The following is a 26,576-nucleotide window of genomic DNA, read 5'->3' on the forward strand; positions in this document are numbered from 1 at the left end:
GGTGGTGCGATCGCCCCGGTCCTCAGAGGACGGGACCGTCGTTGTCGGTGGTGCTGCGGCGGGTCACGCGCTCGCCGCTGCTCGGGTCGACGGCGGAACGCGTCGTCGACGACACCTGGCGGTGACGCAGCACGAGGATGAGCGAGATGAGGAACACGACGGCACCTGCTGCCATGAGGATGTACCCGATGAGGGTGAGGTCCACGGCTGGGACGTCGATGTTGACGGCGAAGGCGAGGATGGCTCCGATGACGATCAGGGCGATTCCGGTTCCGATACCCATGACAAGCTCCTTCTCCAGGTGACCCGGGCGTCGAGCGGGCGTGCTCGAGCGTGACCGACGGGTGACTCAGCCTATTATTGAGTCAATCGTGGTTGAGTCAACGGGGGTTGTGTCGGTGGAGTCGCTAGCGGTAAGGGCGTCCAAGTTCGCCGCGCTCGCCGAGCCCGCCCGCCTGCGCATCGTGGACCTCCTCGCGCTGGGCGATCTGTCGCCGACGGAGATCCAGACGGCGCTGGGGATGGGCTCGAACCTCGTCGCCCATCACCTGAGCGTCCTGCAGAAGGCGGGGATCCTCTCGCGCTCGCGGTCGGAATCCGACGGGCGTCGCAACTACGTCCGCCTCGTCCCCGGCGCGTTCGACCGCCTCGCGCCGGAACCGATCAGCGTTCCGAGCCGCGTGGTCTTCGTCTGCACGGCCAACTCCGCGCGGTCCCGGATGGCCGAGGCGCTCTGGCTGGACCGCAGCACCGTGCCGGTCGCCTCGGCGGGCAGTCGTCCCGCCGACGAGGTGAACCCGGGAGCGGTGCGGGCGGCAGCACGACACGGCGTCCGGATCGGTTCGCAGCACCCGCGTGGCACGCAGGAGGTCCTCCGGCCGGACGACTTCATCATCACGGTCTGCAACCGGGCGCACGAGGAACTCGTCGGCCGCGACGACCTGCACTGGTCCGTCCCCGACCCCGCCCTGACCGCCACCGAGGAGGCGTTCGACGAGGCGTTCCGGGACCTGCGGATCCGGGTCGACGAGTTCGTCAGCCGGTTGGCACCGCTGCCCGCGGAGCCCCGTGACGAGGCGCCGCACGGACTGGCCTGACGGCGGTCACCCGGCGTCAGGGAGCAGCTCCGGGCAGTCGCCGCCCGGGGTGGTGGCCAGTTCGAAGTGCCAGATCTCGTTCGCGTAGGTCTGGCAGAGGCCGAACGCGGAACCGTGCTCGATGAGCCAGTAGTCGGCGTCCGTCGCACCGATGTCGACGGCGGCCCCGCGGGTGTGCGAGGAACCCTCGGGGGTGGCGACGACCTGCCGGGCCGCCTCCTCGCTGCCGTACCGCAGGATCGCCTCGTCGAGCAGATGCTGCTGGTAGGCCGTGCTCCGCCATCCCGAGCTGATGAACAGCGTGATGTCGTCGTCGGCTGCGGCCTCGGTCGCCTGCCGGACCGCCTCGAGGAGGTCCGGTTCGAGGTTCGCGACGCCGGGCAGCGCGATGTCGTCCACGGTGAAGCGGTTCTCTTCGAGTACGCCGTCGGCGGTCCCGAACCCGCCGTCGGTCGTGGTCGTACCGTCGTCCAGATCGGGCTGCCCCGCCGAGGAGGTGATCGCGCGCGTGATCGCGGGCGCGACGCCGGTGCACGCGACCAGGGCGATCGCGGCGGCGAGGGCGACGGCGGAGACGGCGAGGACGGTGACGGCCAGGTTCGCGGTGCGCCGGCCGGCTGCCGACCGTCGCGTCGCGTGCTGTCGCCGCGGGTGGCGCCGCTGGTCGAAGTCCTGGTGTCGCATGATTCCTCCTCCACGGACCACCGCGGGTCGACGTCCGGCGATCGTGGTCCCAGTCCAGCCGCCCGGGGGTCTCGTGGGCGTCGGGCGATCGTCAGACGGTTCCGAAACATCCGGCCGCCTACGATCGACACGACGCCCAGACGACCGGAGGTTCCATGCGTGTCTTGATCGCCGAGGACGAGCAGTACCTGGCCGAGAGCATCCTCGAGGGGCTGCAGCACGAGGGGCTCGCCGCCGACCTCGTGTTCGACGGCGACGCCGCGCTCGAACGGCTCGCCGTCAACAGCTACGACGTCGTCGTCCTCGACCGCGACCTCCCCGGTACGCACGGCGACGACGTCTGCCGCTGGATCGTCGCCCGGGAGCTGCCCTGCCGCGTGCTCATGCTCACCGCCGCCGCCGAGCTCGACGACAAGGAGAGCGGGTTCGAGATCGGTGCCGACGATTACCTGACGAAGCCGTTCGAGCTGCGCGAGCTCGTCCTGCGACTGCGCTCGCTGGCGCGCCGGCCTGCCGCGTCCCTGCCTCCGGTGCTGGAGTACGCCGGGGTGCGGCTCGACCCGTTCCGTCGGGAGGTGTACCGCGACGGGCGGTACGTGCGCCTGGCGAAGAAGCAGTTCGCCGTGCTGGAGGTCCTCCTCGCGGCCAGGGGTGGGGTCGTGAGCGCTGAAGACCTCCTCGAACGGGCCTGGGACGAGCACGCCGACCCGTTCACGAACGCCGTCCGGGTGACGATGTCGACCCTCCGGAAGGTGCTCGGTGAGCCGTGGGTCATCCACACCGTGCCGGGCGTCGGGTACCGGGTGCTCCCGCCGGGCGAGGACGAGCCCACGAGGGTGGACGGCGCATGACCACCGCGTCGCCCGCGCGCCCGGTCTCGTCCCGTCCGACACGCATCACCGCCCGCGTCAAGCTCACCGCGACGTATGCCGCCTTCACCGTCGTCACGGGCCTCGTCGCGCTGATCGTCATCAACGTCATCATCTGGCGCTTCCCCGACTACCCGATCGCGCCGGCCGGCGATCCGGAGCAGTTGTCCGGCATCACCCGCGGCGAGATCCGCGACTCGCTCATCAACTACTCGATGCTCGCGCTCATCGCGATGGCCGTGATCGGCACCGGCGTCGGCTGGATCGTCGCCGGTCGGGTGCTGCGGCCGCTGCGCGACCTCAACGACGCGGTGCGGGCCGCCGCGGCGGGCTCGCTCGACCACCGCATCGCGATGACGGGTCCGCGCGACGAGTTCCGCGAACTCGCCGACCGCTTCGACGACATGCTCGCACGCCTGGAGCAGTCGTTCCTCACGCAGAAGCGGTTCGCGGCCAATGCCTCGCACGAGCTGCGCACGCCGCTCGCGACCATGAAGATGCTCATCGAGGTGGCGCAGGCCGATCCGGAGGGCCGCGACGTCGACCGCGCGCTCCGCCGGCTGCACGAGACGAACGAGCGGGGGATCGCGATCGTGGAGGCCCTCCTGCAGTTGAACCAGCTCGACCGCCGACCGCTCGTGACCTCGCCCGTCGACCTGGCGGCGGTGGTCCGTGACGCGTCGCAGCTCGTCTCACCGGACGCCGCCCATGCCGGTGTCGCGATCTCCTCGACCCTCCGGAGCACCGCCGTGCTCGGCAACCGCGTGCTCCTCCAGCAGCTGCTGACGAACCTGCTGTCGAACGCCGTGCGGTACAACAGCGGTCCGCGCGGGTGGGTCTCGGTGTGGGTGGGCAGGGATCCGCAGGCCGACCGGTCCGCGGCCGAGTGCGCGGTCGTGGTCGTCAGCAACTCCGGACCGCTCCTCGGCGTCGACGAGGTCGCTCGCTTCGTCGAGCCGTTCGATCGCCGCGACGCCAGGATCGCGCGCGCCGCCGGGCCCGACCGGGGCAACGGGCTGGGGCTGACGCTCGGTGCGCGGATCGTCGAACTGCACGGTGGTTCGCTGCGCCTCGCGCCACTGCCGGCCGGAGGTCTCGAGGTGACGGTGCTGCTGCCCGCCGTGCACGGTCCCGAGCCGGACGACGCCTGACCCCGCGACGACGGGACGGCCGACCGATCGACGGATCGGTCGGCCGTCCCGGCGGGAGCGGTCGTCACTGCACGGCGCAGGCTCTGGCCTCGTCGAACAGGTCCTCCGGCAGGTCCCACACGCCGTTCGCGTCGGGGTCCGGGACGTCGAACCCCTGGTCGCGCAGGCACTGGGCGCGGAGCCGTAGTTCGTCGGAGATCTCACCCCTGGTGGGCTGGTCGGGGTTCGCCGGCGGTGGGCCGAGTTCCGTGGTGCAGGCGTCGTAGGCCTGGTTCATCACGTCGCTGCCGTCGAGCGTGATCGCCGTACCGGGTTCGGGGTCCACGACGTCCACCCCGTGGTCGCGCAGGCAACCCGCGAGCGAGATCGTGTAGTCGTCGAACGCCTGGGCGTAGGCGTCGGCGGTCGGCGACGCGTCACCTCCGGGCGGTGCGTCCGTCGTCCCGGAACAGGCGGTGAGCCCCAGCATGAGGGCGAGGACGGGGACGGCGAAGCCGAGGGCGGCGGATCTGCGCATGGGATGGTCCTTTCTGAGGGCGACCGGTGTCGGTCATCCGCCCATCCCAGCAACCGAGGTGTTCCGTCCTCGTCTGTCGATCACCAGACGTCCTCGACATGCCCAGGAACCACGGGGTCAGTTCATGCGCATGACGATCCAGACGATCACCGTTCCGACCACGAACGCGACCGGGATCCACGTTCCGGATCGTCGCAACCTGCGGCCGGACGGAGCGACCCCCGGCGGCGGTTTGATGAGCCCGAGGGCGGGAGCGTCAGCCTGGGTGCCCGGTGCAGACGGGTGCCCCGATGCACCGGTCGACTGCGGCTGGAGGCGGTCGTCCCGCCACCGTGCCCACTGGTCGAACTTCGTCGTCAAGGCGTCGACGATCCCGAACAGCCACGCCCAGGTGTCGGGATCGAGCGTCGACACCTCCCGTTTCGTGTAGAGGAACAGCCAGTCGTCGATGATCTCGACGTCGAGCTCGGCGGCGTGGTCGATGAACCGCGCCATGATGTCCGGGGTGAACAGGTACAGGGCGTCCCGTTCGTAGCCGGCCGGGCAGTAGAGCGTGAAGTGCTGGTCGAAGTCGCCTTCCAGCGACAGCCGCTGGGCGCGCTGGAACGCCGCCGGGAGGTTCGAGCCGAACCCGTTGTTGCCGATCGCATCGAGCACGATGTTCGGCAGGGGGACGTCGAGCTTCACCGCGACGTACCCCCAGTGGTGCGTCGTCGAACTCTTCCCGTGGCGGACCGTGTACCGGTAGTTGCCGAACTCCACGGGGCGGGGACGAGCGCCCCGCAGCACGTCGGTGGCCTGCCGCGACGATCCGATCCCGAAGATCATGCCGGGGAACGGCGGGTAGCTGAGGTCGGCGGTGTAGGTCATCCCGTTGGCTGCGGCGAACTGGGAGAGGCGGAAGCGCTTGATGCGCCTCGTGCGCCAGGAGAGGACCGCGACCACTGCGACGGCGGCGGCCGCGAGGAGTCCGATCCCGAGCAGCGGCGTCGGGCCGGAGCCGCCTCGAGAGGCCGAGGACACCGTTCCCAACAGGACGAACCCGGCGACGACGACCACGACGACTCCCGCGATCAGGCCGATGAACAGCCGCGCGGAGGGCGCGCGGTGGTAGGCGGGCGCCTTCGCCATGGCCTCGCTGTCGACCGGGTCGATGAGCGCTCGGGTGTCGATCGTGCTGTCCATGCCCACACGCTACCCGCCCCCGATCGCGGGCCTCGGTCACATCGAGCGGCGGAGCCAGCTCTCCACGCCGCTCACATGCACGGTCACCAGGGCCCGGGTGAGTTCGATGTCGCGTCGCTCCAGGGCGTCGACGATCGCGTGGTGCTCCTGCAGGGTGCGGGCGACGGCCTTCTCCTCGGTGAGGCCGCGCCAGATGCGGGCGCGGACCGTCTTGCTGCCGAGGGCGGCCAACAGGCTCGCGAGGTAGGCGTTGCCGCTCAGCTCGATCACGCGGGCGTGGAACTGGAGATCGTGCGCGACGAGGTCCTCGACCGTGGTCGACTCGTCCACCTCGTCGACCATCGCGCGCAGTTCGGCGATCTTCTCGTCGTCGAGATGCTGGATCGCCATCACCGACGCGGACGGTTCGAGGATCCGGCGCACCTCGAACATCTCGATGAGGGAGCCGTCGGCGTGCATGTCGATGACGAACGACATCGCCTCGTGCAGCAGGCTCGGTTCGAGCGTCGTGACGTAGGTGCCGTCGCCGCGACGCACGTCGAGCACGCGGATGAGTTCCAGTGCCTTCACGGCCTCGCGGAGTGAGCTGCGCGACAGCCCGAGCGTCTCGCTGAGTTCCTTCTCCGGAGGGAGCCGCTGCCCGGGCTTGAGATCGCCCGAGACGATCATCGCCTGGATCCGCGCGATCGCCTCGTCGGTGACTGCCATGAAGACCCCCTGCTCATGCGCGGCGGTCGTCGGTCGCACCGCCTCGCGCCATGATACATCCGACGTTTCGCGTGGCCGGGCCCGGCTGCCGGTCCCCGCCAGGCGTTGTGTTACGTCAGGTTGAGCGCCCTCTCGCGGCCCTCCCCGTCCGTCCCTACTGTTACTGCAACCCCGACGTCCCGGTGCAGCTCACGCCCGCACCGACAGCGGACGGCGGCCCCGACCCACCCCCGCACCGTCCCGCGCCCCACCGTCCTCTGGAGTCCCCATGCGTCGTCGATCGCGCCTCGCGCTGTCCATCATCTCGCTGGCCGTCGTGGCCGGTCTCGCCACCGGCTGTTCGCTGAAGCAGTCCTCGTCCGGCGAGTCGACGAGCGGCCCCGCGGCCAGCTCCGCTGCGTCCGACGCCGACGTCCCCTCGCTCGAGGGCAAGACCGTCGGTGTGGCCGCGAAGGACGTCGTGCGCGACTTCGGTCGCCTCACCTACCAGGGCGTCCAGGACCGCTTGGAGGAGCTCGGCGCGAAGGTGGTCGCGACCCAGGCCGATGCGCAGGACGACAAGCACCTCGCCAACGTCGAGAACCTCGTCTCGCAGAAGGTCGACGCGATCGTCGTCATCCTCGGCGACGCCACGACGCTCGCGCCGGCGCTGCAGCAGGCGAAGGACGCCGACATCCCCGTCTTCACCATCGACCACGCCAGCGAGAACTCGGTGAACAACATCGGTTCCGACAACTGGCAGATCGGTTCCACGCTCGCCCGCACGCTCGCCGAGGACATCGGCGGGAAGGGCAAGGTGCTCGTCTTCAACGGCTTCTACGACGTCACCCCCTGCCAGATCCGGTACGACGAGTTCAAGCTGGTGCTGAAGAACTACCCGAACATCGAGGTCATCGAGCCCGAGCTGCAGGACGTCTACGAGGGCACCATCGAGGACGCCAAGCAGAAGACGAACGACGCCCTGACCAGGTACCCGAAGGGCGAGATCTCGGCCGTGTGGTCGTGCTGGGACCTCCCGGCCATCGGTGCCGCGCAGGCCATCGACGCAGCCGGTCGGAACGAGATCAAGGTGTACGGCGTCGACGCCGAGCCCGGCGCGCTCGACCTCATCGAGGACCCCGCCTCGGTCTACCAGTTCACGGTCGCGCAGCAGCCGACCCTGTTCGGCACGACGAGCGCCGACAACGTCGCCCGGTACCTCGGTGGACAGCAGGACGAGGTGCCGCTGAGCACCTACCTCGACGCCGTGTTCATCGACAAGGCGAACGTCGCCGACGAGCGCAAGCGGCTCGGCCTGGAATGACGGACCGCACCTCGATCGACGAGTCGACCGCCCAGCGCACGCTGGACGGTCGGCCCGGTGCGGCTGCGTCCGGCTCACCCGTGCCGGCGGTGACCATGCGGGGTATCGCGAAGGACTTCGGCGGCGTCCGCGTGCTGCACGACGTCGACCTCGAGGTGCAGCCCGGCGAGGTCGTCGCCCTCGTCGGCGAGAACGGTGCCGGCAAGTCCACGCTCATCAAGATCCTCACCGGGCTCTACACGGCGAGCGAGGGGACGATCGAGATCGATGGCGAACCCGCCGTCATCCGGAACCCGGGCGACGCCGAACGCCTCGGCATCCGGGTCATCCACCAGGACCGCCACCTCGCCGGACGACTCACCGTCGCCGAGCAGCTGTTCCTCGGCTCACGCACCGCGTTCCTCACGGGCCGGCAGCTCGACCGCCGGGCCGAACGCGAGCTGCTCGACCTCGTCGGCCTCGACGTCCCCGGCGGCACGCTCGTCGACGAACTCAGCGTGGCCGAGCAGCAACTCCTGCAGCTGGCGATCGCGACGATCACCCGCCCGCGCGTCCTCGTGCTCGACGAACCGACGGCCCCGCTCGCCGCGGGGGACGTGGAGCGCCTGTTCCGCACCGTCCGCGCCCTGCAGGCCGAGGGTGTCGCCGTCATCTACATTTCCCACTACCTGCAGGAGGTGCGCGACATCGCGTCCCGCGTCGTCGTCCTCCGCAACGGCGAACGCGTCGGTGCGCTCGATCTCGCCGACCCCGACGCCACGCTCGACGCCATCGTGCAGCTCATGGTCGGCCGGAGTGTCACCGAGTTCGGCGACGGTGAACGCGTCGCGGCGGACGCGGGGAGCGAGCCGGTCCTCGCGATCGACGCGCTGACGGTGCCGGACCGGCTCCACGGCGTCTCGATCACGGTGCGGCCGGGTGAGATCGTCGGGGTCACCGGCCTCGTCGGCTCCGGGCTCGAGGAGCTCGCCGACGCCGTCGTCGGCCTCCGCGCCCACGGTGGCGCGGTGCGCCTCGGCGCCGGCGGCACCATCCGGTCGCCGCGTGCCTTCGTCCGCGCCGGCGGCGCCTACGTGCCGGCGAACCGCCACCGCGACGGCATCCTCAACCGGCAGTCGGTACGGGAGAACCTGACGCTCGCGGCGCTCGACCGCATCACGGGCCTCGGCGGCATCCTGCGCGGCCGACGCGAGCGGGCGATCGCCGCCGACCTCGTCGAGCGGCTCGACATCCGACCGGCGAACGACGCCGCGGTCGCCGGCAGCCTCTCCGGCGGCAACCAGCAGAAGGTCGTCCTCGGTCGCTGGCTGGCGGCCGGATCGACCGTGTTCGTGCTCGATCAGCCCACCTCCGGGGTCGACATCGGCTCGCGCCAGCAGATCTACGCGGAGATCGACGCGCTCGTCGCGCAGGGCGCCGGGGTGCTGCTCGTGAGCGTCGACCTCGAGGAACTCATCGGCCTCGCCGACCGCGTGCTCGTGCTCTACCGCGGAACCATCCGCACGGAGCTTCCGCGGTCGCAGGCGACGGCCGACACGATCCTCGCGTGGTCGACGGGCGTCGCCGAGCTCGCCTCGGTCCCTGAGCCATCCCCGGTCCCTGAGCCATCCCCGGACCCTGAGCCTGTCGAAGGGCCCTCGACCACCTCCCGGAACGCAGCATCGCCCACCCGAGGAGCCTCCGCATGACCGCCCTGTCCGCACCGCCCGCCGCGCCCTCGGCCGCCGCCGAGTCCACGACGAAGCGCCGCCCGGTGTCCCGACTCGGGCTGATCGGCTACGCGATCGTCGTGATCGAGATCGTCGTCTTCGCGGTCGCGTCACCCGGCTTCCTCGATCCCGCCAACCTCGCGACGATCCTGACCCAGTCCGCGGTCTACGCCATCGCCGCCTTCGGCTTGTCCGTCGTCGTCGTGACGGGTGGTGAGGACGTCGTGCGTGGCGGTATCGACCTCTCGATCGGCGCCGTCCTGGGCTTCTCCGGTGCACTCGTCGCGGTCCTGCTGCAGGCCCAGCTCGGCCTGCCGCTCGCCCTGCTCCTCGGCCTCGGCGCCACCGCGCTCATCGGGCTCGTGAACGGGCTCGTCGTGGTCGCCGGGATCCGGCCGTTGCTCGTCACGCTCGCCATGATGAGCATCGTCACGAGCCTCACCATCGTCATCACCGACAACGTGAAGGTGCCCGTGTCCGACGGAGGACTCGTCTGGCTGCGGAGCGGTCATGTGCTCGGGGTCCCGGCCGCGGTCGTGGTGCTCGTGATCGTCTTCGCGATCGTCGCCTTCGCCACCGGTCGCACCAGCTGGGGTGTGCGGAACGCCGCCGTCGGTCAGAACCCCACCGCCGCGCGGGTCGCCGGGATCAGCGTGAACCGCCACCTCGTCGGGAGCTACGTGCTCGCCGCCGTGCTCGCCGGCATCGCGGGGGTGCTCATGACGAGTCGGCTCTCCGCGGCCCTCCCGGGGATCGGGGAGCAGTCCTTGATCGACATCCTCCTCGCGACCTTCCTCTCGATCGCGTTCTCCCGTCGCCTGGTCGTCACGATCACCGGCACGCTGTTCAGCGCCGTGTTCGTCGCGATCCTCACGAACGGGTTCAGTCAGCTCGGCGTCCCGAGCCAGTGGATCGGCATCACCAAGGGTGTGCTGATCCTGCTGGTCCTCGCCGTCGCCGCGATCCGTGAACGGAGCGTCAAGCGATGAGCATCGACACCCGGGAGGACGCCACGTCCGCAGCCGACTCGTCCACCACCAGCGGGGGCCGGCGGAACGACACTCCGGGTCGCCGGGGGGCTGGCTCGGGCAAGCGGGCCGGCGGTCCGCTCTCCACCCTGACGGTCAGCGGACTCGGGGCGGCCGTCCCGCAGGCCCTCGCCCCGACCGTGCTCGCCGTCCTGCTCATCGTCTTCGCGGTCCTGTCGCCGTCGTTCCTGACCGCCGACAACCTGCTCGGCGTGCTCAACCAGAACGCCCTGCTCCTGCTGGCGGCGGTGGCGATGACGGTCGTCGTGCGGGCCGGCGGCATCGACCTGTCGATCGGGGTCGCCATCGACCTCGCGGCGCTGACCGCCTCGGCGCTCCTCGCGGACGACTACGTCGCCTGGGTCGCGATCGTCGGTGGATTGGTCGTCGGCCTCCTCGTGGGTGCGGTGAACGCGTTCCTCATCGTCGTGCTGCGCATCCGCCCGTTCCTCGCCACGTTGAGCGTCTGGTTCATCGGTGGTGGCGTGCAGCAGGTGGCGACCGACGGCGGCTCGCCCATCTACCTGTCGCGCAGCAGTGTGCCGGACGAGTTCGCATGGCTGGGTGCCGGTTCGCTGCTCGGCGTGGCCGCGCCCATCGTCATCGCGGTCATCGTCCTCCTCATCGTGTGGGCGGCGCTCGAGCGGAGTCGCTGGGGGCGCGTGCTGACGGCCGCCGGGGAGCAGCCGACCGCCACGCGGATCGCCGGGCGGATGGCGGGCACGTCGATGGCGACCGCGTTCGTCTTCGCGGCGGGGATCGCGGCGATCGCCGGACTGATCCTCGCGGCGCGGAGCAACGGTTTCGTCGCGAACAGTGGGCAGCTCTACGTGCTCGACTCCATCGGTGCGGTGTTCATCGGGACGACGCTCAGCCGGACCGGGCGGCCGAACCTCTTCGGGACGCTCGTCGGAGTACTCATCTTCGCGTTGCTGACGAACGGGATGAACCTCATCGGCCTGTCCTTCTACTGGCAGGGCCTCGCGCGTGGGGTCGTCCTCATCCTGATCCTGCTGCTCGGTGTCCTCCTCGCGCGTGACCGAGCCCGCAAACCCCTCACCTGACGTCCTTCCAAGTCTCGCTGTGGTGGTGTGGTCTGGTCAGCGCGGTGCGCTGACGCGAGCGCGATCCATACGCGTGAGCGCGGGTCTCTGGAGACCCGCGCTCACGCGTATGACCCGCGGCGAGGCCCAGCGCACCGCGCTGGCGCCGGGTACGCGTGGTCGGGCCCCGACGCCCCGCGCTCGGGTCAGCGCGGTGCGCTGACGCGAGACGTCGCGACTCGGCGTGGGCGCGCCCCGCACGACTGAGCGCGGGTCTCTGGAGACCCGCGCTCACGTCACAGACCTGCGGTGACGTCAGCGCACCGCGCTGGCGCCCCGCCACAGACCCGCGCTCGCGTCAGCGCACCGCGCTGGCACCACCCGAGGGACGCGCTCAGACTCGCAGGTCGAGCCAGGCCACCTGCTCCGGCGTCAGCTTCAGCGACAGCGCGTCGGTCGACGAGCGGGTCTCCTCGATCGACCGCGGCCCGATGAGCGCGAAGGTCGGGAAGTCCTGCGCCAGCACGTAGGCGAGGGCGATGGCGGTCGGCGCGACACCGAGGTCGGCACCGAGCTTCCGTGCACGGGCGAGCCGCTCGAAGTTGTCGTCGCTGTAGTAGCAGCGCACGAGGTCGGGATCCGACAGGTCCTCGGGCTCGGCACGGCCCGTGAAGAACCCGCGAGCCTGCGACGACCACGGCAGCAACGGCGTCTTCGTCTCCTCGAGCCAGGCGCGGCTCGTGGGGTCGGTCACCTCCACGCAGCCGGCCCACGGCACGTCGAGCGCCCGCGCGAGACCGAAGTGGTTGCTCAGCGCCGCGAAGCCGCGCTTCCCGTGTGCCGCGGCGTACGCGTTCGCCTCCTCGAACCGTTCGATCGACCAGTTCGACCCACCGAAGGCGCGGATGCGGCCGGCCTCGGCGTGCTCGTTCAGCACGTCGACGAACTCACCGACCGGCACCTCCACGTTGTCGCGGTGCATGAGGTACAGGTCGAGGTGGTCGGTCCCCAACCGCTCGAGGCTCTCGAACAGTTGACGTGAGATCGACTCGGGGTCGCAGAACGGCGTGTGCGCACCCTTCCCGATCACGACGACGTCGTCGCGGACACCGCGGTTCGCGAGCCACCGCCCGAGGAGCTGCTCCTGGAGTCCGTCGCCGTACAGCCAGGCGGTGTCGAAGGCGTTGCCGCCGCGCTCGAAGAAGTCGTCGAACATCGCGGAGGCCTGCGGCAGGGTCTCCTGGTTGTCGACACCCATGACCAGTCGCGAGATGTCGTGGTCGATGCCGGCGATCCGACCGGTGGGCATCGGCAGTTCGGCACGCACGGTGAGCGGACGGCCGGAACCGGTCGGGACGTCCGTGTCGATCGACTCGAAGGGGTACTCGAGGCCGATCGCGGCCCGCCAACGGTCGAGGGTGGCGGCGTTGCCGATCGAGTCGGCCCAACGCATCTGCGGCGCCTGTCCGGCATCGGCGAACTCGGCGAGCGCGTCGGCCTGGATCGCGTACTGGGGTGCTCCGGGGATCAGGATCGACTCGGTGCCCGTGATGGTGCGGATCTCGATCGTCGAGCCGTCCTCGACGGAGGGCAGCCACGGATCGGCGACGATGATCTGCCCGGCCGAGCCCGTGACGACGACACGATTGTCGTCCTGCACCCGGACACCGCTGGTGACGTGCGCCGTGATGCCGGAGGGGAAGACGAGTGATGCGCTGGCCCATTCGTCGACGCCCGTCGAACCGATGGTCCCGTTGCCGGTGACCTCCGTCGGGTCGGCGAACGGCGCGCCCACGGCGGCACCGGCGATGAGGCGCGCGATCGAGACGGGGTAGCCGCCGACGTCGAGGATGCCGCCGCCGGCGAGCTCCGGGTTCATGAGTCGGTGGTCGGCGGGCAGGTTCGCGGCGAAGGCGAACGACGCCTCGATGTGCTGGATCTCGCCGATGGTGCCGGAGGACACGAGCTCCACGAGCTTGGCCGTCTGCGGGTGGAAGCGGTACATGAACGCCTCGGCGAGGTAGACCCCGGCGCGACGGGCGGTCTCCGCGGCGAGCATCGCTCCGGCGCGGTTCACCGAGAGCGGCTTCTCGCTGATGATGTGCTTGCCGGCCTCGGCGGCTTCGATGACGAGCCGGACGTGCTCGGTGTGCGGGGTGGCGATGTACACGGCGTCGACGTCCGGGTCGGCCAGCAGTTCGGCGACGGAATCGTAGGCGCGGACGGGTGCCGTGCCGTCGCCGAAGCGATCGCCGAACTCCTGGGCGCGGGCCGCATCGCGACTGGCGACGGCCGCGAGGCGCCCGGTGCGACTCTCGCGCAGTTGCGTCGCGAAGCGTTCCGCGATGGTTCCGGGTCCGATGATTCCCCAGGCGACGTGTTCCATGTGGTGGTGCTCCTCGACGTTGATCGGCGGTTCTGTGGTCTTCGTGAACGCTACCGTGAACGTTCACGGCGATGGTATCAGTACGATGTGTCCATGACCAGACCCCGCGACGATCAGGCTCCCGCACGAGCGACGATCATCGACGTCGCCCGGGTCGCCGGGGTCTCCAGGCAGACCGTGACCCGCTCGCTCAACGGCATGCGCGACGTCAGCGAGGCCACCAGGCAACGCGTCATCGAGGTCGCGGCGTCACTCAACTACCGGCCGAACCGGGCCGCACAGCACCTCGTCAGTGGGCGCACCACGACGCTCGGTCTCGTCGTCGACGACCTGCGGAACCCCTACTACCCGGAACTCGCCGCGGCACTCGTGCAGCAGGCCGCCGAGCGCGGGTGGACCGTGCTGGTCGCCGAGGTCGGGGGAGCGGGTGGCGCCTCGGGCGAGCGGCCGACCGCTGCCGACCGGGGTCCCGAGCTCCCCGACGCGGAACGCGCGCAGCTCGCCGAACTCGCGAGACAGGTCGACGCGGTCGTCGGACGCAACGGCGCCGACCACGGCGCCCTGCAGGGGGCGTTCGCGGCCATCCCCTTCGTGTCCCTCGGCGACCAGCGCGCCCGCGAGCACGACGATCCCGCAGCGGCGGGGGATTCGGCTGCGGCGCCGGTGGCCGGCGTCGACATCGACTTCGACGACGGCATCCGTCAGGCCATCGCCCACTTCACAGCAACCGGTCGGCGCTCCATCGCGATGATCGACGCCTCGGCCGAGCCGTCCGGGCGTCGCCTCGCGTATCGGGCGTTCCTCGCGGAGCGCGGTCTGCCCTGGTCGGAGGCCTCGGAGACGTGGGCGGACGACACCCACCAGGGCGGCGTCGCCGCAGCTCTCCGCTGCCGCGACGCCTTCCCCGAGGTCGACGCGGTCCTCGTCTTCAACGACGTCATGGCGGTCGGGGTGCTCAAGGGGTTCGCGCGCGCCGGGGTGCGCGTGCCGGAGGATGTCGCGGTGATCGGCATCGACGGCCTCGACCTCGGCCGCTTCGTCACCCCCGAGCTGACGAGCGTCGCCGTGGACAAGCGCGACCTCGCCCGACTGAGCCTGGAGCTGCTCGACGGCATGATGTCCGGCTCGTTGCCGCTGACGGGGCCGACGGTCCGGCGGACGGTGGGCGTCTCGCTCGTCGTGCGCGAGTCCGCCTGAGCCTGACCGGGCGCCGTGCCGCTGCCTGCTCCCGGGACACGGCAGACTGGTCCCATGCCTGAACTCCTCGCCCTCTGCCGTGTCGACGCCCTCCAGATGGACGACGGGTCGATCGGCGTCACCGCCATCGACAAGCGCGCGGTCGACGAGCCGCTGCACGTGCGGCCCATGGGGCTCTACGGCGACGTGCAAGCCGACCGCAAGCACCACGGCGGCCTCACGAAGGCGCTCTACGCCTACGCCGAGGAGGACGCGCAGTTCTGGGAGGGCGAACTCGGTCGCGAGATCACCCCTGGATTGTTCGGTGAGAACCTCCGCACGCAGGGGCTCGACGTGAACGGCGCCGAGATCGGTGAACGCTGGCGCATCGGCGACACCCTCGTCGTCGAGGTGACGTGCCCGCGCACCCCGTGCGGCACGTTCCAGCGTCGGCTCCGCGAGCCGCGCTGGGTGAAGCGCTTCGCCGACGCGGCACGGCCCGGCGCCTACCTCAAGGTGGTCAAGAGCGGGACGGTCCAGGCGGGCGACACGATCGAGATCGTCCGGCAGCCCGGCCATGGCGTGACCATCGCCTCCTGGTTCGCCGCGGCGGACGAGACCCAAGCCGTCGCCCTCGAACAGTCGGAGCAGTCGGGTGCCGTGGCGCTGGCCCCCGAGATCCACGAATCGATCAAGCAGCTCCGTCGCAAGCGGACCGTCTGAGCACCGTCGTGTCCTCACACCTGTGCGACCGCTGAGTGCAAGCCCCGGGCGGAACAGTCCGGAAGCGGACGCTGTTGCATACCATGGAGCCGAAGACCGGAGCACGCGGGGACCCCGCACGGTGCTCGGCACGAAGGAGGAGTCACGATGAGTGCAGCAGACGAGCAGAGCACGACGACCGAGCGAGCGGTGCTGGCCGGCGGATGCTTCTGGGGCATGGAAGACCTCGTCCGGAAGATGCCGGGTGTGAAGTCGACGCGCGTGGGCTACAGCGGTGGCGATGTCGCCAACGCCACCTACCGCAACCACGGCACCCACGCGGAGGCCCTCGAGGTCGTCTTCGACCCGAGCAAGCTGTCCTTCCGCGAGCTCCTGGAGTTCTTCTTCCAGATCCACGACCCGTCGACCAAGAATCGCCAGGGCAACGACGTCGGCCTGAGCTACCGTTCGGCGATCTTCTTCACCTCACCCGAGCAGGAGCGCGTCGCACGCGACACCATCGCCGACGTCGACGCGTCCGGGCTGTGGCCGGCCAAGGTCGTCACCGAGGTCGAGCCGGTGTCCGAGTTCTGGGAGGCCGAGCCTGAGCACCAGGACTACCTGGAGCGCATCCCGTGGGGCTACACCTGCCACTTCGTGCGCCCGGGCTGGAAGCTCCCGCGTCGCGAGGCGGTCGCTGAGCAGGCCACCGCATAGTCCGTCATCGCAGCGCCCGGCACCACTGGTGTCGGGCGCTGTGCTGTGTAAGGACCGTGCTGCAGACGCGGTGGGTCAGACGCCGTCAGCGCGCGAGGAGTTGACCGCGTCGGACGCGAGCCTCGGCGCGAACCGGGGGTCGAAGGTGAGCGGCGGATCGTCGGGTGACGCGAGCGACGGCTTGCCCAGGCGTACCCATTCCAGGTACTGGAGGTAGGGATCGGACCCGGCATCGACCGGCGCATCGACGATGCGCTTGCGTCCCCACGGCCACTTCCACCCCACGATCAGCATCCTACGGACGCTTCCTGAGGATCCGCGGACCATCGCGCCACGATCTCGCAACGATGTCGTGGAGGCGCTCTTTTCGTCTGATGGATACGGAGTTGTCCATCGGTCGTCGGTGCTGTCATGATGAAGCACGGCGGAGATAGCTAGACAGTCGAGATACTTCGAGGGGTTGTCCGGACCCGGTCGTTTCACCTGCCGAGAGAGGTCGTTCCATGGGCTCCACCGGTAGCGAGACGTCTGAACTCCGCCGAGCCTGGGTGGAGCAGCTCACGCCAGACCGCTTCAGCGTCTTCGAGGGCACCCGGCGAATCGGGTTCATCGACGTGGACTGGCCGCTGCACGTCGCCCTGCGTGGGGCCGACTACGAGACGGCGGTCGAAATCGATCGGGCGATCCGGTTCGATCAGGCGCTGCGAGCGGTCCTCGGCGACTGAGCCGCCTCCGGTGTCCGGCGACTATGATCGCAGCACGGTTCAGGTGGGCGGTTCGCCGGGCGGTACCCGGTGGGACCTGCGAGACGGAGGGAGGCTGACATGACCGACTCCTTCAGTGCCGAGCCCTGGGCCTCCGGGCTCCCCGTCCTCGAGCTCCCGATGTTCCCGCTCGGCTCCGTGCTGTTCCCGCACATGCCGCTCGCCCTCCGGCTGTTCGAGGAGCGCTACCTCACGATGCTCGCCCACCTCCTCGAGGCAGAGGACCCCGCGTTCGGCGTGGTGCTCATCGAGCGCGGCCGCGAGACGGGCGGCGGCGAACACCGCTTCCGGACGGGCACGGTCGCCGAGATCGTCGAGGTCGACGGCGGCGAGGGCTTCGTCGCGGTGATCGCCGAGGGCGGGCAGCGCTTCGAGGTCACCGACTGGCTGCCGGACGACCCGTATCCGCGTGCCGAGATCCGAACCCTCGACGACCTGGAGTGGGACGACCGCTTCGAGTCGCTGCGCGGCGAGACCGAGGCGGCCGTCCGTCGCTCGCTCGCCGTGGCGAGCGAGTTCAGCGAGCAGCAGTGGGCTTCGGTGGTCGAACTCGCCGACGACCCGCTCGAGTCGTCGTGGCAGCTCGCCGGCATCGCACCGGTGAGCGAGCTCGACCAGATGCGGTTCCTCGCAGCAGGCTCCCTCGAGGAGTTGCTGCTCGCGGTGCGCGATCGCGCGACCGAGGCCGGCGAGGCGTTCATCGCGGGCGGCATCGCCGACGCGGACGACGAGGACTGGGACATCCTCGGCAGCTGAGGCGACTGCACCTCGACAGGCTCGGTGACCCCGCGCCGCTTCGGTCGGCGGGGTGGTCGGCGCGCTCGGTCACCGAGCCTGTCGGCGTGCTCTTGCGCATTCCCGGAAACGGTTTACTATTTCCTATAGGATCTTTTTCACCGGGAGCATCATCCCCGGGCAGCAGTCCCTGAGCGCAATGGAGCATCATGACGGATACGAACGCGACCGCATCGCCGAACCCGGCGGCGTCGAAGACCACCTGGACCGCTGAGACCTGGCCCATCGCCACGTGCCTCCACGGCATCCCACCGGTCGACCGCAACGGCGTCTCACTGCACGACGCCGAGCCCGAAGCCTGGGACGACCTCTTCGCACAGGTCGCCGGCGTCGGCTTCACCCTCGCCGAACTGCCCGACAGTCACGTGCGCCCAGCCGACCTCGAACCCTCGCGTCGCGACGAGTTCCTCGCCATCGCCAAATCGCACGGTGTCGGCGTCCCCTCCGTCCACCTGCAGCGCCAGAGCGTGATCATGCCGGGCCACGAGGAGCGGAACCTCGAGTACGCACACCGCACCATCGACGCCGCCGCGGAGTGGGGCATGCAGGTCTTCTCGACCGGTCTGCACCAGCCCTTCAGCGAGGCGCAGCGGAAGGCGCTCTGGTTCTGGACCGCCCAGGGACCGAAGGACCCCGACGACCCCGAGGTGTGGAATGCGGCCGTCAGCCGCATCCGCGAACTCGGCAAGCACGCCGCGGACGTCGGGCTGCCCCTCGCCCTCGAGCTGTACGAGGACACCTACCTGGGCACCGCCGACAGCGCGGTCCGCTTCGTGGAGGAGGTCGGCCTCGACAACGTGGGCCTGAACCCCGACGTCGCGAACCTCATCCGCCTGCACCGCCCCGTCGAGGACTGGCGCGAGCTGTTCGCCAAGACCCTGCCGTACGCCAACTACATGCACGTGAAGAACTACACGCGTGACGAGTCGGCCGACGGCAGCTGGGCGACGTCCGTCCCCTCCACCATGGAGGCCGGCCTCATCAACTACCGCCAGGTCTTCCGTGACGCCGTCGAGCTCGGCTTCAACGGCATCATCCTGGCCGAGCACTACGGCGGCGACAGCCTCGGCATGTGCTCCACCAACCAGAAGTACATCAGGACCCTGCTGCCGCAGGCCTGACCACGACGACCAACAGGAGTGACACCATGACCGCACACACCATCGCCGTCGTCGGATCGGGGTACATGGGCGGCGGCATCGCCCAGGTGCTCGCACTGTCCGGCGCCACCGTCCGCATCGCCGACATCTCCGAGGAGATCGCGCGCAAGAACTACGACCGCCTCATCGCCGAGGCCGAGCAGTTCGTCGCCGACGGCCTCTTCCCCGCCGACGCCGTCGAGCGGATCCGCGCGAACGTCTCGCCGGCCGCGTCCATCGAGGAGGCCGTCACCGGTGCCGACTTCATCGAGGAGGCCGTCCCCGAGAAGATCGAGATCAAGCACGAGACCCTCCGCCGCATCAGCGCAGCGGCCTCGCCCGACGCGATCATCGGCTCGAACACCTCGACCATCCTCATCGGCTCGCTCGCCGAGGCCGTCACGAACCCGGAACGGTTCCTCGGCGTCCACTTCTCGAACCCGGCACCGTTCATCCCCGGCGTCGAACTGATCCCGCACGAGACCACCGCCGATGCGGCCATCGCGACCGTCGAGGAGATCGTCGCCGCCACCGGCAAGGAGACCGCCCGGGTCAAGGACTCCACCGGCTTCGTGCTCAACCGCCTGCAGTACGCCCTGTTCCACGAGGCGACGCAGCTCGTCGAGGAGGGTGTCGCGACGGCCGAGGACATCGACACCATCGTGCGCACGACGTTCGGCTTCCGGCTGCCCGTCTTCGGGCCGTTCGCGATCGCCGACATGGCCGGGCTCGACGTGTACTCGTTCTGCTACGCCTCGCTCCAGACCCGCTGGCCCGAGCGCTTCGCCACGCCGGACTCCCTGAAGGAGCTCGTCGACGCCGGCAAGTTCGGCACCAAGTCGGGTGCCGGCTACCTCGACGTGCCCGCGGACCGCACGCCGGAACTCATCGCCTACCGCAACAAGGCCTACGTCGCGATCAAGCAGCTCATGGACGAGCTCGGGCCGGCCCCCATCCACTGAGCCGGCCGTCCGGTCCGACCGGACACCACAGCCCTCGACCCCTCACGCAGAAAGGCCGGCCATGACCGCCACCACCTTCCCCGAGTCCAAGACCGTCGTCCTCACCGGGGCGGCTTCCCCGCGCGGCATCGGGCGCGCGTCCGCCCACCACCTCGCCGAGCTGGGGTGGAACATCGGGATCATCGACCTCGACGAGGCGGCCGCGCAGGCCGTCGCCGCGGAGATCGCGGAGCAGCACGGCGTGCAGGCGGCCGGAGCCGGGGCGAACGTCGCGGACGAGGCACAGGTGCGTGCCGCGTTCGACGCCCTCGAGTCCGCCCTCCCGCAGCTCGTCGCGCTCGTCAACCTCGCCGGTGTGGCCTCGCCCGTGCCGTACCTCGAGGTGGGTGCCGACGAGTGGAAGCGCGTCATCGACATCAACCTCAACGGCGTCCACTACACGACCCGTCGTGCGGTGGAGTCGATGGTGGCGAACGGCGTCGGACGCGTCGTCAGCCTGTCGTCCGTCTCCGCCCAGCGCGGCGGCGGCACGTTCAGCAAGACCGCCTACTCGGCAGCGAAGGCCGGCGTCATCGGCTTCACCCGCAGCGTCGCGCGCGAACTCGGTCACGACGGCATCACCGTCAACGCCATCTCGCCCGGCCCCATCGACACCGACATCATGGGCGGCACCCTGACCGAGGAGCGCAAGACGGCGATGGCCGCCGATGGCGTCCTCCCGCGCATCGGCACCCCGCGCGACATCGCCGCCGCGATCGCCTACCTCATCAGCGAGGACGCCGGCTTCGTCACCGGCCAGACGCTGAACGTCGACGGTGGCCTCTACATGCACTGAGTCGTCTCCCGCACCGAGCCGGCCGCCCCGATCCCGGGTGCGGCCGGTGCATGCACCACCCCGCACCACGAGCGAACGGAGCAGCACATGCAGCACCTCACCGGTCAGTGGACCAAGTCCCGACTGATCTTCCTCGGCCTCGGCATCGTCTTCGTCGGCATCGGCCTCTGGATGATCATCCCGTCACTGGTCTCCTGACCACCTCACGCAGCAGCAGCAGTACCAGCAGTACCAGCAGCGCCCACCCGCACCAGTCATCTCAAAGGAGAGTGTCTTGTCCACACCCAATCCGCCGGCGATCGGATCGACCAACGATCCGGCCCTGAAGTCGGCGATCCGCAAGGCGTCGAAGCACCTGATGCCCATGCTCGTCATCCTGTACTTCGTCGCGTTCCTCGACCGCACGAACGTCGGATTCGCCGAGGAGGCGCTCAGCGTCGACCGCGGCATCTCCAACGGCGCCTTCGCCCTCGGCGCCGGCATCTTCTTCATCGGCTACGCGATCTTCGAGATCCCCAGCAACCTGTTGCTGAAGAAGTTCGGCGCGCGGTTCTGGCTCGCCCGCATCGCGGTGACCTGGGGCATCGTCGCCGCCCTGTTCGCGTTCACCACGGGTGACACGATGTTCATCATCCTGCGGTTCCTGCTGGGCGTGACCGAGGCCGGGCTCTTCCCGGGCGTCATCATGTTCCTGTCGGAGTGGTTCCCGAACAAGGTCCGCGTTCAGATGTTCTCGATCTTCTACCTGGCGCAGCCGTTCTCGCAGATGCTCGGTGCCCCGTTGAGCGGTGGCCTCATCAGCTTCGGCGACGCCCTGACCCCGTGGCACGGCTGGCAGGTGATGTTCTTCGCCGAGGGCATGCTCGCGGTCCTTGCCGGGTTCGCGGCGCTCTACTTCCTCACCAACTCGCCACAGCAGGCGAAGTGGCTGAACCAATCGGAGAAGGACTCGTTGACGGCCGCGATGGAACGCGAGGACACCGTCAGGCAGTCGGACGGCCCGACCGGTATCGCCAAGGCGATGACGAGCTGGAAGGTGTGGTACTTCACCATCATCTACTTCTGCCTCCAGATCGCGGTCTACGGGACGACGTTCTACCTGCCGCAGCAGGTGGCCAACCTCATCGGCCAGGACGTCGGCTGGCAGGTCGGTCTCGTGGCGGCCATCCCGTGGCTCGTGGGTCTGTTCGCCTGCTACTACGTGGGCCGCAACGCGAACACCGTCGTCCGTCGCCGCACCTGGGGCACGATGTTCTACATCTCGACCGGTGTCTTCATCCTGGCCTCGGCCTGGGCCGGCGCGAACAACCAGCCGTTCCTCGGGATCCTGTTCATCACGATCGCCGTGGCGAGCTTCCTCTCGGTCGGGCCGATCACGTGGGCCTACCCGACGGCGTTCCTCACCGGAACCGCTGCAGCGGCCGGCATCGGCCTCATCAACTCGCTCGGTAACCTCGGCGGCTTCGTGGCGCCGATCATGCGGACCGGGATCAACGAGAGCGTCCCGACCGACAGCGGCGCGTGGGGTGTGGTGTCGCTCGGCGTCTTCGCGTTCCTCGCGGCGGCGATGCTGTACTGCACGAGGTACTTCCGCGGCGCCAAGGCGGACGAACTCCTCGAGACGACGGCGAACCGCACGGCGCACTAGGCACGACGCAGCGCCCGGACGGGGTCGATCGCTCACGCGGTCGGCCCCGTTCTGTACGCCCTTCGACAAGCTCAGGGACCGGAGGAGCGGGGCTCAGGGACCGGAGCAGCGCGGCTCAGTGCTCGGCGTCGCTCCGGGCGCGCATGCGGACGAGCTCGATGTGGGAGCGCATGGCGGCCGCGGCGGCCTCCGGCCCCTCGGCGAAGGCCTCGAGGATCGCCCGGTGCTCGACCACGGCCTGGTCGGCGTCGGTGACGCCCGTCTCCACCGTCTGGCGCATGCGGTGCACCCGGGTCGAGATGCCCTCGGACATGTCGAGGAGGAACGGGTTGCGGGTGCCCTCGAAGATGAGGTGGTGGAAGTTCCAGTCGACCGCGAAGTACTCCCGCAGGAGGGCGACGGGGATGTCGCCGGTCGACGCGGACGCCCGCACCCTGGCGGTCATCTCGACGTGTTGGGCGAGGGCGACCTCGAGGGCTGGGACGAGGTCGTCGGCCTGGGCTGCGGCGAGGGCGGTCGCGCCGCTCTCGAGCACGATGCGGGCGTCGAAGAGCGCCTCGAGCTGATCGTCGGCGAGGGGCGGGGCGACGCGATAGCCCTTGTGCGTGACGCGGGTCACGAGGCCGGTGCGCTCCAGCTGGACGAGCGCTTCGCGGACGGGCGTCGGGGAGACGTCGAGGTCGCGGGCGATGGCGTCGATCGACAGCCGGGCGCCGGGCTCGATGCCCGAACTGAGGAGCATGTCGAGCACCAGCTCGTAGACCCGGTCGCGGAGCCCGCGGCGTTCGAGCGAGGAGGAGGCGCCGAGCGGGAAGACGGCATCAACCACGGCGGTCTCCGAAATGTGTGCTCGGGGCGTCGTCACGGAGGGGGACCCCCGGTCGAGCTGCCGCGATGATCGTCGAGGTCCAGTTTACGGGGCCGTCCGGCGTCATCGTGGCAGGTCGGCGTCCGTGCTCCGCAGGGCGGCGGCTTCATCCAGGACGAGCGCGAGCGCCGCCGGGTCGTGCGCGAACCGCCCGAGGAAGAGGCCGTCGACGGCGTCGCCGATGGTGGTCAACAGGCCGGGGCCGGCGCTGCCGCCGTAGATGACGGCCGAGGAGGTGCCGACCGAACCCTGCTCGGCGAGCGCGTCGAGATGGCCGCGGAGCCGCGCGCACACCGTCCTGATGTGGTCGGGAGCGGCGGGCTCGGCGGCACCGATGGCCCAGTGCGGCTCGTAGGCGACGATGACCCGGCCGACGATCCCCGCGGCCAGTGCTCCGGACAGGGCGTCGTCGAGTTGCTCGATGCAGGAGGCGGCCGCGTCCTCGGGGTCGCCCTGCGCAGCCTCGCCGATGCAGAGCACGGGAGCGAGTCCGTTGCGGAGGGCGGCGGTGGTCTTCGCGCGGACGATGTCCGGTGTCTCGCCGAACAGTCGACGACGTTCGGCGTGCCCGACCTCGACGACTTCGCAGCCGACCTCGCGGAGCGCTGCGCCGCTGACCTCCCCCGTGAACGCACCGCTGTCCTCGGTCGCGAGGTCCTGACCCCCGACGGAGGCGACGCCGCGGAGCCGCTCGACCGCCCCGGTCATCGACAGGTACCCGGGGATGACGAACAGCTCGGCGGCGCCGCTCCGGAGGGCGTGGTGCTCGGCCGTGACCCCCGCGACGGCCGAGCACCAGTCGAGCGTCTGCACGTGGCCGAAGTACATCTTCAGACTCACGCCGACGAGGATCGGGCGGGGGTGGTGGGTCATCAGGAGGCTTCGTACGCGCTGATCTCCTGCACCTTGTCGTTCGACGCACTGGTGGTGTCGAACTCGTAGGTGAGCCATTCGCGGACGTTGCGGCGGGCCAGCTCGATGCCGACGACCCGCTGGCCCATGCAGAGCACCTGGGCGTCGTTGGAGAGGACGGCGCGTTCGACGGAGAAGCCGTCGTGGGCGGTGACGGCCCGGATGCCCTGGACCTTGTTCGCCGCGATCGCGACGCCGAGGCCCGTGCCGCAGATGAGCAGGGCCCGGTCGGCTTCGCCGCGGGCGACGATCTCCGCGGCCGTCACCGCGACGGTCGGGTAGTTGGTGTGGCCGTCGGCGTCGACCCCGACGTCGACCACCGAGGCGACCAGGTCGCTCGCCTCGAGGTCACGCTTGAGGATCTCCTTGTAGTCGTAACCGGCGTCATCGGAGCCGATGACGATTCGCCAGGTGCGGGTCATGGTGTGCCTTTCGTGGGAGTGCGGGACGGGTCAGTGGTCGGACAGCAGGGCGCCGACGCGTTCGACGATGAGGGCGAGGGAGACGGCTCCGGGATCCTCGACGCCGACGGCCTTCGAGCCGTGCGATCGGGCGCGACCCATGCCGGGCATGAGTCCGGCCGTGTCGTGGGCGGCCGTGGTCGCCACGGCGGCCGCCGCGATCCAAGCGGTGGGGAGATCGTCGCCGTCGCCGACGCGTGCTGCCAGGGTGTCGGCGAACGGGACGAGGGCGTCCACGAGGGTCTTGTCGCCGACGGAGGCCTTGCCGTAGCGCATGACGGCGTCCTTCGCGGCGGTGACGCCCTCGCTGACCGCGGTGGCCGTCGGGCGTTCGGTGTCGCCGAGGCGCTCGCCGAGGGTGCGCAGCATGACGCCCCAGAGGGCTCCGGACGTGCCGCCGGCCCGGTCGGACCAGGCGTCGCCCGCTCGGTCGAGCACGGTCGCGACGCCGGCGCCGGCCGCTCGCAGACGTTCGGCCTCCTCGGCGGCTGCGGTCGCCCCGCGGTCCATCCCGATGCCGTGGTCGCCGTCGCCGACGATGGCGTCGAGGCGGCCGAGTTCGTCGGCGTGCTCCGCGATCAGTTCGTGGATGGCCGTGATGGCCGTGGCGACGACGGCCGCGGACTCCTGTGACTCGGCGGACGCCTCCGGAACGACGAACTCGGCGGTCTCGGTGTCCTCGGCGGTCACGGTCTCGAGGGCGCCGGTGTCCACCGCGCCGGTGCGGTAGGCCGGGGTGTCGGCGGGCGCGCCCCACAGCCGTTCGAGCTCCTCGTCGACCCACAGCAGGGTCAGGGAGACGCCGGCCATGTCGAAGCTCGTGCAGAATTCGCCGACCTGCGGGTCCACGAGGGTGACGCCGGCGTCCTCGAGGAGGGTCGCGACGCGGTCGTAGACGACGAAGAGCTCCTCGGACTTCACCGAGCCGAGACCGTTGAGGATGGGGACGACGCGCGCCCCGTCCACCGTGACGCCCTCGGGGATCTCGGCGCCGTCGAGCAGGTGCCGCACGAACAGCTCGGCGAGGCCGTCGGCGGACGGGATGTCGGTCTCGTCGATGCCGGGTTCGCCGTGGATGCCGAGCCCGACGGCCATCCGCCCTTCCGGGACGGAGAACAGGGGCTCGTCGGCACCCGGCAGGGTGCATCCGGAGAACGCGACGCCCATCGAGCGGGTGCGGGCGTTCGTGAGGATCGCGACGCGCTCGACGTCGTCGATGCGGTAGCCGCTGGCTGCTGCTCCGCCCGCGACCTTGAAGACGGTCAGGTCGCCCGCGATCCCGCGGCGCTTCTGGAGTTCCGTCGCCGGGGCGCTGAAGATGTCGTCGGTCACGGTGACCGTGCGGCAGTCGATGCCGTCGGCGCGCACGGCGTCCTGGGCGGCGGTGAAGTGCAGCACGTCCCCCGCGTAGTTGCCGTAGCTGAGCAGGACGCCTTCGCCCTGTTCGCTCGCGCGGATGACGCTCTCGACCTGGTGGGCCGAGGGGGAGGCGAACAGGTTGCCCATCGCCGCACCGTGGGCGAGGCCGGGGCCGACCAGGCCGGCGAACGCGGGGTAGTGCCCCGACCCGCCGCCGATGACGAGCGCGACCTCCGGTTCGGCGGACCGCGTGGACCGGGAGACGCCACCGGAGACCTTGCGCACCCAACGACCGTTGGCTCGGACGAAGCCGTCCACCATCTCATCGGCGAAGTCCGCCGGCCGGTTCCAGAGCCTGGTCATCTGCATCTCCTCGTCATCGAGTCCGTCGTTCCGGCACCAGCCGGTACATCGCGATAATCCTATAGGATATTGGAACCGAGCGGAACCCTGGGTTGCACGACGCAGGGGCCCGACGGTGCATCGGGACGGTCGGGCATCGGCCTGCCGCGGCACGCGAAGGCGCTTCGGCGTCGTCCAGGCACGCATCGCCGCCCC

27 protein-coding genes are annotated in these 26,576 nt (G+C 70.2%); 16 read left to right on the plus strand and 11 right to left on the minus strand.

From position 1 onward, the window contains the following. Positions 1–22 precede the first annotated feature (22 nt). Positions 23–283, minus strand: a complete 261-nt coding sequence (locus QRN26_RS01490; protein WP_056013767.1) for a DUF6458 family protein — start codon at positions 281–283, stop codon at positions 23–25. Between the two features lie 115 nt (positions 284–398). Between QRN26_RS01490 and QRN26_RS01495 the strand changes: the two genes are divergently transcribed. After that, complete coding sequence (locus QRN26_RS01495) at positions 399–1,097, plus strand: metalloregulator ArsR/SmtB family transcription factor (RefSeq protein WP_285035012.1); 699 nt, start codon at positions 399–401, stop codon at positions 1,095–1,097. 6 nt (positions 1,098–1,103) lie between these two features. Here QRN26_RS01495 and QRN26_RS01500 read toward each other — a convergent pair whose 3' ends face one another. Further along, the gene (locus tag QRN26_RS01500; RefSeq protein WP_285035013.1) at positions 1,104–1,781 is read right to left on the minus strand and encodes a M15 family metallopeptidase; all 678 of its coding nucleotides are present in this window, start codon (positions 1,779–1,781) and stop codon (positions 1,104–1,106) included. A 155-nt stretch (positions 1,782–1,936) separates the two neighbouring features. Here QRN26_RS01500 and QRN26_RS01505 point away from each other — a divergent pair, with 155 nt between their 5' ends. Both QRN26_RS01505 and QRN26_RS01510 read left to right on the plus strand, forming a co-directional pair. Then, positions 1,937–2,632: a response regulator transcription factor gene (locus tag QRN26_RS01505; RefSeq protein ID WP_056013773.1), complete on the plus strand. Its 696-nt coding sequence runs from the start codon at positions 1,937–1,939 to the stop codon at positions 2,630–2,632. After that, positions 2,629–3,801: a sensor histidine kinase gene (locus tag QRN26_RS01510; RefSeq protein WP_056013776.1), complete on the plus strand. Its 1,173-nt coding sequence runs from the start codon at positions 2,629–2,631 to the stop codon at positions 3,799–3,801. Before QRN26_RS01505 ends, QRN26_RS01510 begins: the two co-directional genes overlap by 4 nt. 64 nt (positions 3,802–3,865) lie before the next feature. Here the strand turns inward: QRN26_RS01510 and QRN26_RS01515 are convergent, their stop codons facing one another. The 3 genes from QRN26_RS01515 to QRN26_RS01525 all read right to left on the minus strand — a co-directional run bounded on the left by QRN26_RS01515 (position 3,866) and on the right by QRN26_RS01525 (position 6,211). After that, positions 3,866–4,318, minus strand: a complete 453-nt coding sequence (locus tag QRN26_RS01515; protein WP_056776848.1) for a hypothetical protein — start codon at positions 4,316–4,318, stop codon at positions 3,866–3,868. A 117-nt stretch (positions 4,319–4,435) separates the two neighbouring features. Further along, complete coding sequence (locus QRN26_RS01520; RefSeq protein WP_285035014.1) at positions 4,436–5,503, minus strand: hypothetical protein; 1,068 nt, start codon at positions 5,501–5,503, stop codon at positions 4,436–4,438. 36 nt (positions 5,504–5,539) lie between these two features. Beyond that, a complete protein-coding gene (locus QRN26_RS01525; RefSeq protein ID WP_285035015.1) occupies positions 5,540–6,211 on the minus strand; it encodes a FadR/GntR family transcriptional regulator in 672 nt (223 codons plus the stop codon). A 268-nt stretch (positions 6,212–6,479) separates the two neighbouring features. Here QRN26_RS01525 and QRN26_RS01530 point away from each other — a divergent pair, with 268 nt between their 5' ends. Genes QRN26_RS01530 through QRN26_RS01545 form a run of 4 tightly spaced genes read left to right on the plus strand, consistent with a single transcriptional unit; the run spans position 6,480 to position 11,315 of the window. After that, positions 6,480–7,514, plus strand: coding sequence for a sugar ABC transporter substrate-binding protein (locus tag QRN26_RS01530; RefSeq protein WP_082498773.1), 1,035 nt, complete (start codon positions 6,480–6,482; stop codon positions 7,512–7,514). Continuing rightward, positions 7,511–9,202: a sugar ABC transporter ATP-binding protein gene (locus QRN26_RS01535; RefSeq protein WP_285035016.1), complete on the plus strand. Its 1,692-nt coding sequence runs from the start codon at positions 7,511–7,513 to the stop codon at positions 9,200–9,202. The genes QRN26_RS01530 and QRN26_RS01535 overlap by 4 nt, the downstream gene beginning before the upstream one ends. Further along, on the plus strand, positions 9,199–10,212 hold the full coding sequence (locus tag QRN26_RS01540; protein WP_056013784.1) for an ABC transporter permease: 1,014 nt from the start codon (positions 9,199–9,201) through the stop codon (positions 10,210–10,212). Before QRN26_RS01535 ends, QRN26_RS01540 begins: the two co-directional genes overlap by 4 nt. Then, positions 10,209–11,315, plus strand: a complete 1,107-nt coding sequence (locus QRN26_RS01545; RefSeq protein ID WP_285035017.1) for an ABC transporter permease — start codon at positions 10,209–10,211, stop codon at positions 11,313–11,315. The genes QRN26_RS01540 and QRN26_RS01545 overlap by 4 nt, the downstream gene beginning before the upstream one ends. Before the next feature lie 373 nt (positions 11,316–11,688). Here QRN26_RS01545 and QRN26_RS01550 read toward each other — a convergent pair whose 3' ends face one another. After that, positions 11,689–13,680: an aldo/keto reductase gene (locus QRN26_RS01550; RefSeq protein WP_285035018.1), complete on the minus strand. Its 1,992-nt coding sequence runs from the start codon at positions 13,678–13,680 to the stop codon at positions 11,689–11,691. A gap of 93 nt (positions 13,681–13,773) precedes the next feature. Here QRN26_RS01550 and QRN26_RS01555 point away from each other — a divergent pair, with 93 nt between their 5' ends. The 3 genes from QRN26_RS01555 (at position 13,774) to msrA (ending at position 16,275) form a co-directional block, all read left to right on the plus strand. Further along, the gene (locus tag QRN26_RS01555; RefSeq protein WP_285035019.1) at positions 13,774–14,877 is read left to right on the plus strand and encodes a LacI family DNA-binding transcriptional regulator; all 1,104 of its coding nucleotides are present in this window, start codon (positions 13,774–13,776) and stop codon (positions 14,875–14,877) included. A gap of 54 nt (positions 14,878–14,931) precedes the next feature. Further along, positions 14,932–15,579 carry an MOSC domain-containing protein gene (locus tag QRN26_RS01560; RefSeq protein ID WP_285035020.1) on the plus strand — a complete coding sequence of 216 codons (648 nt, stop codon included), beginning with the start codon at positions 14,932–14,934 and terminating at the stop codon, positions 15,577–15,579. 147 nt (positions 15,580–15,726) lie between these two features. After that, positions 15,727–16,275 (plus strand): peptide-methionine (S)-S-oxide reductase MsrA, encoded by a 549-nt coding sequence (gene msrA, locus QRN26_RS01565; protein WP_056013794.1) that lies wholly within the window; start codon positions 15,727–15,729, stop codon positions 16,273–16,275. 75 nt (positions 16,276–16,350) lie between these two features. Here msrA and QRN26_RS01570 read toward each other — a convergent pair whose 3' ends face one another. Beyond that, a complete protein-coding gene (locus tag QRN26_RS01570) occupies positions 16,351–16,569 on the minus strand; it encodes a hypothetical protein (protein ID WP_194671151.1) in 219 nt (72 codons plus the stop codon). Positions 16,570–16,778: 209 nt separating this feature from the next. Here QRN26_RS01570 and QRN26_RS01575 point away from each other — a divergent pair, with 209 nt between their 5' ends. The 6 genes from QRN26_RS01575 to QRN26_RS01600 all read left to right on the plus strand — a co-directional run bounded on the left by QRN26_RS01575 (position 16,779) and on the right by QRN26_RS01600 (position 22,418). Beyond that, the gene (locus QRN26_RS01575; protein ID WP_285035021.1) at positions 16,779–17,000 is read left to right on the plus strand and encodes a hypothetical protein; all 222 of its coding nucleotides are present in this window, start codon (positions 16,779–16,781) and stop codon (positions 16,998–17,000) included. 99 nt (positions 17,001–17,099) lie between these two features. Then, on the plus strand, positions 17,100–17,795 hold the full coding sequence (locus tag QRN26_RS01580; protein WP_235526861.1) for an LON peptidase substrate-binding domain-containing protein: 696 nt from the start codon (positions 17,100–17,102) through the stop codon (positions 17,793–17,795). Positions 17,796–17,983: 188 nt separating this feature from the next. Further along, complete coding sequence (locus QRN26_RS01585; RefSeq protein ID WP_285035022.1) at positions 17,984–18,955, plus strand: sugar phosphate isomerase/epimerase family protein; 972 nt, start codon at positions 17,984–17,986, stop codon at positions 18,953–18,955. 26 nt (positions 18,956–18,981) lie between these two features. Beyond that, the gene (locus tag QRN26_RS01590) at positions 18,982–19,935 is read left to right on the plus strand and encodes a 3-hydroxyacyl-CoA dehydrogenase family protein (RefSeq protein WP_056776820.1); all 954 of its coding nucleotides are present in this window, start codon (positions 18,982–18,984) and stop codon (positions 19,933–19,935) included. A gap of 61 nt (positions 19,936–19,996) precedes the next feature. After that, positions 19,997–20,770: an SDR family NAD(P)-dependent oxidoreductase gene (locus tag QRN26_RS01595; protein WP_056013803.1), complete on the plus strand. Its 774-nt coding sequence runs from the start codon at positions 19,997–19,999 to the stop codon at positions 20,768–20,770. A 274-nt stretch (positions 20,771–21,044) separates the two neighbouring features. Continuing rightward, complete coding sequence (locus QRN26_RS01600) at positions 21,045–22,418, plus strand: MFS transporter (RefSeq protein ID WP_056776815.1); 1,374 nt, start codon at positions 21,045–21,047, stop codon at positions 22,416–22,418. A 115-nt stretch (positions 22,419–22,533) separates the two neighbouring features. On the opposite strand, the gene QRN26_RS01605 is transcribed toward QRN26_RS01600, so the two are convergent. From QRN26_RS01605 to QRN26_RS01620, 4 genes are all read right to left on the minus strand, one after another. Continuing rightward, complete coding sequence (locus QRN26_RS01605; RefSeq protein ID WP_285035023.1) at positions 22,534–23,247, minus strand: GntR family transcriptional regulator; 714 nt, start codon at positions 23,245–23,247, stop codon at positions 22,534–22,536. A gap of 102 nt (positions 23,248–23,349) precedes the next feature. Beyond that, a complete protein-coding gene (locus tag QRN26_RS01610) occupies positions 23,350–24,159 on the minus strand; it encodes a triose-phosphate isomerase family protein (RefSeq protein ID WP_285035024.1) in 810 nt (269 codons plus the stop codon). After that, complete coding sequence (locus tag QRN26_RS01615) at positions 24,159–24,620, minus strand: ribose-5-phosphate isomerase (RefSeq protein ID WP_056013815.1); 462 nt, start codon at positions 24,618–24,620, stop codon at positions 24,159–24,161. Before QRN26_RS01615 ends, QRN26_RS01610 begins: the two co-directional genes overlap by 1 nt. 30 nt (positions 24,621–24,650) lie before the next feature. Then, positions 24,651–26,381, minus strand: a complete 1,731-nt coding sequence (locus tag QRN26_RS01620; RefSeq protein WP_285035025.1) for a dihydroxyacetone kinase family protein — start codon at positions 26,379–26,381, stop codon at positions 24,651–24,653. Positions 26,382–26,576 lie beyond the last annotated feature (195 nt).

The organism is Plantibacter sp. ME-Dv--P-095, assembly GCF_030209365.1.
Taxonomy (GTDB): Bacteria; Actinomycetota; Actinomycetes; order Actinomycetales; family Microbacteriaceae; genus Plantibacter.